2 protein-coding genes are annotated in these 7,436 nt (G+C 67.9%); both read left to right on the top strand.

Annotated features, from left to right (window positions below; translation table 11 throughout):
• Positions 1-1,465, top strand: a 1,465-nt coding sequence (locus tag U5760_RS31425) for a thioesterase domain-containing protein (protein ID WP_322016201.1), incomplete at its 5' end; no start/stop codon positions are given.
• The coding region (locus U5760_RS31420) for a non-ribosomal peptide synthetase (RefSeq protein WP_322016200.1) at positions 1,455-7,436 on the top strand (5,982 nt) is incomplete at its 3' end. The genes U5760_RS31425 and U5760_RS31420, both read left to right, overlap by 11 nt.

The raw sequence follows: 7,436 nt of genomic DNA, 5'->3' as shown, positions 1-7,436 counted from the left end.
ACTGACGGCGCAGCAGTTCATCCCGGATCCGTTCGGCGGTGACGGCGCGCGGCTGTACCGCTCGGGGGATCTGTGCCGTCGGCGGGAGGACGGGACGATCGACTTCCTGGGTCGGATCGACCAGCAGGTGAAGCTGCGGGGTTTCCGGATCGAGCTGGGTGAGATCGAGGCGGTGCTGCGGCAGGTGGAGGGGGTGGAGCAGGCGGCGGTGGAGCTGCGCGGGGAGGGGGAGTCGCGACGGCTGGTGGGTTACGTGTCGGGTGCGGTGGAGGTAGAGGGGCTGCGGGCGGGGCTGGAGGGGAGGCTGCCGGGGTACATGGTGCCGGGAGCGCTGGTGGTGCTGGATCGGCTGCCGGTGATGCCGAACGGGAAGGTGGACCGGCGTGCGCTGCCGGAGCCGCAGGCGGGGAGTGGTCTGGGTCGGGTGGAGGCGCGCACGGAGCGCGAGGGGGTGTTGCTGGGGGTATGGCGGTCGGTGCTCGGGCGTGACGATGTGGGGGTGACGGATAACTTCTTTGAGGTCGGTGGCGATTCTCTGCGAGCACTGAAGATCGTCCAGCGTGCGCGTGCCGAAGGGTTCGATGCGTTGCAACTCGAACAGGTCTTCACGCATCCCACCGTGCGCTCGCTGCTCGAAGCGGCCGATGCGTCGCGCGATCTGCCGTCGAATCTCATCCGCATGACACGCGCGAGCGCCGCGGCGAATCTGTTCGCGATTCATCCGCTATACGGGCTCGTCGCCGAGTACCGAACCCTCGCGCAGGCGCTCGAGGGGCTGGCGACCGTGTACGGCGTGCAGGCACCGTATTACACCGATAAAACGTGGTGGCCGCAGACGCTGCCCGAACTCGCGGCCGACTACGCCGCGCGGATTCGCCGCGTGCAGCCCGAAGGTCCGTATCACCTGCTCGGCTGGTCGCTCGGCGGCGTGCTCGCGGTCGAGGTCGGGCATTTGCTCGAACGCGACGGAGAAGCGGTGCATTTCGTGGGGCTCGTCGATTCGGCCGCGCCGCACGAGATCGTCGAGGCCGCTAGTCGCGTCGCGACCGCGCGCGCGATTCAACCGCGCCATATCGGCGACGAGGAGCTGGAACGGTTCCGCCAGTTCCTGGACGAGGCGCAGAAGTGGCGCGACTTCCTGCCCGAGCACCACCACGGCGAAGAACTCGAACTGCTGCGCACGGCTGCGCTGATGAACGAGTACTTCACGTCGATCGTGAGGCAAGGGCAACGCAAGCCGTTGCGTGCGCCGCTTACGCACTGGTGGGCGCGCCGCGTCGCCTTCGCAGGCACGCCGCTCGCGTCGGAGCGGCAGTCCGACTGGTCGCGTTACGTCGAGGGCGCCGAGCGTCGCACGGCGTTCGTCGACGCGGATCACATGAGCCTGCCGCATCACCCCGATGTCGTGCGGGCACTGCAGGCGCATTTTTCATCCCAGGATAGCAAGGTCAGCGATGCTGCTTGAAACACCCCAACCGTTCAACGTCGCTTGCCGCGTAGGCGAGCTTGCTGCACTGCGTCCCGACGCTACCGCGATCGTGACGGTCGGCGCGAACGGCGACACCCGTCACGATTACGCCGACCTCGACCGTCGCGCGCGCCGCATTGCCGCGCTCTTCCAGCAGCGCGGCGCCGCCGGCGAGCGCGCACTGCTGCTTGCCGACAGCGGGATCGACTATGTCGCCGCGTTCTTCGGCTGTCTGTATGCAGGCGTGATCGCGGTGCCCGTGTATGCGCCGGAGTCCGCGCGCGAACAGCATCTTGCCCGACTGCGCGGTATTGCCGGGAACTGCGACGCGCGCTTCGTGTTAACTACTTCGGATATCGAAGCAAAGTCCGCCGAAGCGTTGACTTCGATTGCGCCCGGCGCGCAGGTCGTCGCGATCGATCGTGTGTGCGCCGAGGCATGCGCGGACACGGCTTTGAATGCAGCCGCGATTGTGCCCGTCACGACCGGCGGCGACGATCTTGCGTTCCTGCAGTACACGTCGGGTTCGACCTCCGCGCCGAAGGGTGTGATGGTGTCGCACGCGAACATTCTCGCCAACGAGATCGCGATTCAGGCGAGCCTCGGCGTCACGGCCGACGACGTGTTCGTGAGCTGGTTGCCGCTCTATCACGACATGGGGCTGATCGGCGCGCTGCTGCAGTCGATTCATAGCGGTATCCCGCTCGTGCTGATGTCGCCGCAATGGTTCCTCGAGAGGCCCGTGCGCTGGCTCGATGCGATCTCGCGCTATCGCGGCACGATCTCCGGCGGCCCCGACTTCTCGTACCGGCTTTGCTGCGAGCGCGTGCGGGATACGCAGATGAGCGGCCTCGACCTGTCGAGCTGGCGCGTCGCGTTCTGCGGCTCGGAGCCGGTGCGGCACGACACGCAGGAGGCGTTCGTCGAGCGCTTTGTGCCGGCGCGCTTCGATGCGGGCGCTTTGTACCCTTGCTACGGCCTTGCCGAGACCACGCTGTTCGTGACCGGCGGCACGCGCGGCGGCGGGCTTGTTACCGAGGCGTTCTCCGAGGCCGGCCTGCGCGCGGCGCGGGCCGTACCCGAAGCGGAGGGCGTGCGCCTCGTCCAGTGCGGCCGTCATGCAGCCGCGCACGACGTGCGCATCGTCGATCCCGATACGCGCGCGACGCTGCCTGAGGGCCGCTCCGGCGAGATCTGGGTCAGCGGGCCGAGCGTTGCGCTCGGCTACTGGCAGAACGCGGCTGCGACGGCCGATGCGTTCGTCGAAGACCACGGCGCGCGATGGCTGCGCACGGGCGACCTCGGTTTTCAGCACGACGGCGGGCTCTATGTGGTGGGCCGGCGCAAGGACATGATTATCGTTCGCGGCCAGAATCTCTATCCGCAGGATATCGAGCGCGTGGTCGAGGCCGAGGTCGAGGTCGTGCGCAAGGGACGCGTGGCGGCATTCGGCGTCGAGCTCGACGGACGCGAGGGCATCGGTATCGCTCTCGAGGTGTCGCGCAGCACGCAGAAGCTCGTGCCGCCGCAGGCGCTTGTCGATGCCTTGAACGAGGCGGTCGGCATGGCATGCGGCGAGCCGCTTGCCGTGGCCGTGCTGCTGAACCCGGGTGCGCTGCCGAAGACCTCGAGCGGCAAGCTGCAGCGTTCGGCGACTGCGCAGCGGTGGAAAAGCCGCGAGCTCGACGCCTATGCGATCCATGAAGGCGGCCGCTTCGTCGAGGGAATGGGCGCGCGCATCGAGGCTGCCGGCGAGGCGTTGTCCGGCGACGTGGAACCGCTGCTGGCCGGCATCTGGTCGGAGGTGCTCGAACGGCCGGTTACCGAAGCCAGTGCGCATTTCATTTCGCTCGGCGGCAACTCGCTGCGCGCAACGCAGCTTGTGGCACGCATGCGCGAACGCTGGCAGGTGCGTTTCGATCTCGCGGATGTGTTCGACGCGCCGGAGCTGCGCCGCATGGCCGCGCTGGCGAGCGAGCGCCTCGCATCCGGCGAGCGCTTCGATATCGACGTCATTCGTTCGGATAGCGAAGATACGGGCCGCTTCGCGGCGTCCTCGGGCCAGCAGCGGCTGTGGTTCCTGTGGCAACTCGATCGCGCCAGCAGTGCTTATCACATGGCCGGTGGCCTCGATGTTCGCGGTGCGCTCGATATCGCGGCGCTATGCAGCGCACTCGATGCGCTCGTGCAGCACCACGGCGCACTGCGCACGACGTTCGCTGAGGACGGCGAGCATGGCGTTGCGCAGATCGTCCACTCTGCACAACCGGTTACGCTCGAAGAGATCGACGCGCGCTCTGACTTTGTTCATGTTGACGAGCATCTGCGCAAGTTCGCGGGAGTGCCGTTCGATCTCGCCGGCGGTCCGTTGTGGCGCGCAGCGCTTGTCCGTGTTGCCGACGACGCGTACCGCATCGTGCTTGCGATGCACCACATCGTCGCCGACGGCTGGTCCGTCGATTTGCTGCTCGATGAGCTCGCGCGTCGCTACGGCGCGGCGGTGCGCGGCGAAGCACAGGCGTTCGCCGCGCAACCGCTGCGCTATGCCGACTACGCGAACTGGCAGCGCCGCTGGATCGAGTCGCCCGCGAAGGCGCAGCAACTCGCATACTGGCGCGAGCGCCTCGTGCCGGCGCATGTGCCGCTCGTGTTGCCGGTGGACCGTCCGCGTACTTCGGCTTCGGATCATCCGGCCGCGCATCATCCGTTCGCGGTGCCGGATGCGTTGCGCGAGGCATTGCGGCATGTGGAGCGCGAACACCGGCTTACCTTCTTTACCGTGTCGATGGCCGCGTTCGCGCTTGCGCTGCATGCGTACACCGGCGAGTGTGACATCCGTATCGGTGTGCCGTTTGCAGGACGCACACGCAGCGAAGTGCGCGAGCTGATTGGCTTTTTCGTCAACACCCAGGTCGTGCGCTGCCGGATCGATCGGAGTGCGCCGCTGCATAGGCTGATTCGCGAGACGCGCGGCGCAGTACTCGGTGCTCAGGATAACCAGGAATTGCCGTTTAACCTGCTCGTGGATGCGCTGCGGCCGGAGCGCGGTATGGGCAGCACGCCGTTGTTCGACGTGATGTACGGGCATCAGCCCGCGATCGACGGTGTCGCGCAGGCGATGGCCGGTGTGGCGACGACGCGCTTTCGCATCGGCGACCAGCGCGTGCCGTTCGAGCTGACGCTCGACACCTACGAGGCGCCCGATGGCCGGATGACCGGCACTTTCACTTACGCGGCCGAGCTGTTCGACGCACAAACGATTGACCGCATCGTCGAACGCTATCTCGCGCTGCTGGGATCGATCGCCGCCGATGCGGGCCGATCGACCGCCGACGCCCTCGCAGCCGCCGACACGCAACGCGATTGTCTGCTCTCGTGGTCCGGCAACCCGGATCCATACGACGACATCGAACCGGTGATGCGCGCGCTCGAGCGCCGCGCGGCGAGCGATCCGCAGTCGGTCGCGGTGATCGACGGTGCGCGCGAGGTGAGCTATGAGGCGCTCAATGCGCGGTCGAACCGGCTCGCGCACCGGCTGCTGCAGATTGGCGTTGGACCGGATGTGCGCGTCGGCATTTCGGTGGAGCGGTCGGTGGATATGGTGGTCGGTCTGCTGGCGATCCTGAAGGCGGGCGGCGCATACGTGCCGCTGGACCCCGCGTATCCGCGCGAACGTTTGTCGTACATGCTCGAAGACAGTTGCGTGAGCCTGCTGCTCACACAGTCGCACGTGCGCGAGCGCATTCCCGCGAGCGACGTGTTGCCGGTCGTCGAGATCGATCGTATCGATCTATCCGGCGAACCCGCCTCGAACCCGAATGTCGCCGTGCATCCGCAGAGCCTTGCGTATGTGATCTACACGTCCGGCTCGACCGGCAAGCCTAAAGGCGTAGCCATCTCGCATCATGCGCTCGCGATCCATACCCAGGCGACCCTCGACTTCTGTGCATTGAACGCAGCCGATCGCGTGCTGCAGTTCGCGACGTTCAGCTTCGATGGCTTCGTTGAGGAGATCTATCCGACGCTGGCAGTCGGCGCGGCAATGGTGTTGCGCGGGCCCGACCTGTGGGATAGCGAGACGCTGTATCGCAAGCTGCACGAGCATCGGATCAGCATCATCGATGTGACCACCGCGTACTGGCACCTGCTCGCGCAAGACTTCGCCGCGGCGGGGCCGCGCGACTATGGTGCGCTGCGCATCGCGATTGCGGGTGGCGAGGCCATGGCGCTCGAAGGCGTGAAAGCGTGGCGCGCGGCGGGGCTCGGTCACGTCACGCTGCTCAACACCTATGGGCCGACGGAGACGACGGTTTCGTCGACGCTGTTCGACTGCACGCCGCTCGTGATGGCGGACGCGTGCGATGGCCGGGTGCCGATTGGACGGCCGCTCGCGGGCCGGCGTGTTTATGTGCTGGACGCTGCGCTGAATCTGGCGCCTGCGGGTGTTGCGGGCGAGCTGTACATCGGTGGCGCGGGGGTGGCGCGCGGCTATCTGAACCGTGCGGCGCTGAGCGCGGAGCGCTTCGTGCCGGACCCGTTCGATGCGAAGGGCGGGCGCCTGTACCGCACCGGCGACCTCGTGCGCTGGAACGCGGCGGGCGAGCTGGAGTACCTCGGGCGTATCGACCATCAGGTCAAGATCCGGGGTTTCCGCATCGAACTGGGCGAAGTCGAGGCGCAGTTACTGGCACAGCCGGAAGTGCGCGAGGCGGTGGTCACGGCGCAGGAGGGCGCGGGCGGTGCGCGCCTGGTGGGCTATGTGACCGCGCATGCGGGGCACACGCTGGAGCCGCAGACACTGCGTGCATCGCTCGCCTCGTCGTTGCCCGAGTACATGGTGCCGGGCGTGATCGTGGTGCTCGAAGCGCTGCCGCTGACGCCGAACGGCAAGATCGACCGTAATGCGCTGCCCGCGCCGGAGTATCAGGCACACGGCTATGAGGCCCCGCAGGGCGGGACTGAGGAGACGCTGGCGCGGGTATGGTGCGAGGTGCTGGGCGTGGAGCGCGTGGGGCGCCACGACAACTTCTTCGAACTGGGCGGGGACTCGATCCTGAGCCTGAAGGTGGTGGCGCGTGCGCATGAGTCAGGGTTGCGTATCGCGCCGCGCCAGGTGTTCGATGCGCAGACGGTCGCGGCGCTTGCAGTGGCGCTGGCCACAGCGCAGGACGACGGGGTGCCGCCGCTGCGCCCGCTCCCGGCGGACGAACGGCAGGCCTTGCCGCTGTCGCATGCGCAGCAGCGGCTGTGGTTCCTGTGGAACCTGCAGCGCGGCAGCAGCGCGTACCACATGGCGGGGGCGCAGCGCCTGCGCGGGGGGCTCGACGCACCGGCGGTACGGGCAAGTTTCGGCGCACTGGTGAGCCGCCACGAGAGTCTGCGTACGACATTCGCGGCCGCGCCGGACGGCCAGGCGACGCAGACGATCCACGCTAACGGGCATTTCGACTGGCGCGAGATCGACGCCGGCACGCAGCAGAACGTGGAAGAAACCAGCGCCTCGCTGGCCACGGAACCGTTCGACCTGACGACAGGCCCGCTGCTGCGCGTGGGGCTCCTCCGGTTGCGGGCCGACGAACACGTGCTGGTGGTGTCGATGCACCACATCGTCTCGGATGGCTGGTCGGTGGACGTGCTGCTGCGCGAGTTCGTGGCGGGCTACCGCGCGCGGGTGACGGGCGAAGCGCCGGACCTGCCGCCCCTGCCGCTCCAGTACGCGGACTACGCAGTGTGGCAGCGCCGCTGGCTGGAAGCGGGCGAGCGCGAGCGCCAGCTGGCCTACTGGCGCGAGACGCTGGGCGAGGAACAGCCGGTGCTAGTGCTGCCCGCAGACCATCCGCGTCAGGCCGTCGCGAACTACCACGCAGCGGCATGGGAACTGGACCTGCCGGCGAAGCTGGGCGAGGCGGTGCATCGCACGGCGCGCGCGCACGGCACGACGCCGTTCGTGGTGCTGCTCTCGGCGTAC

The sequence above is a fragment of the Paraburkholderia sp. J12 genome (genome assembly GCF_905220215.1).
GTDB lineage: Bacteria > Pseudomonadota > Gammaproteobacteria > Burkholderiales > Burkholderiaceae > Paraburkholderia.
This window is presented reverse-complemented; position numbering and strand designations above follow the sequence as displayed.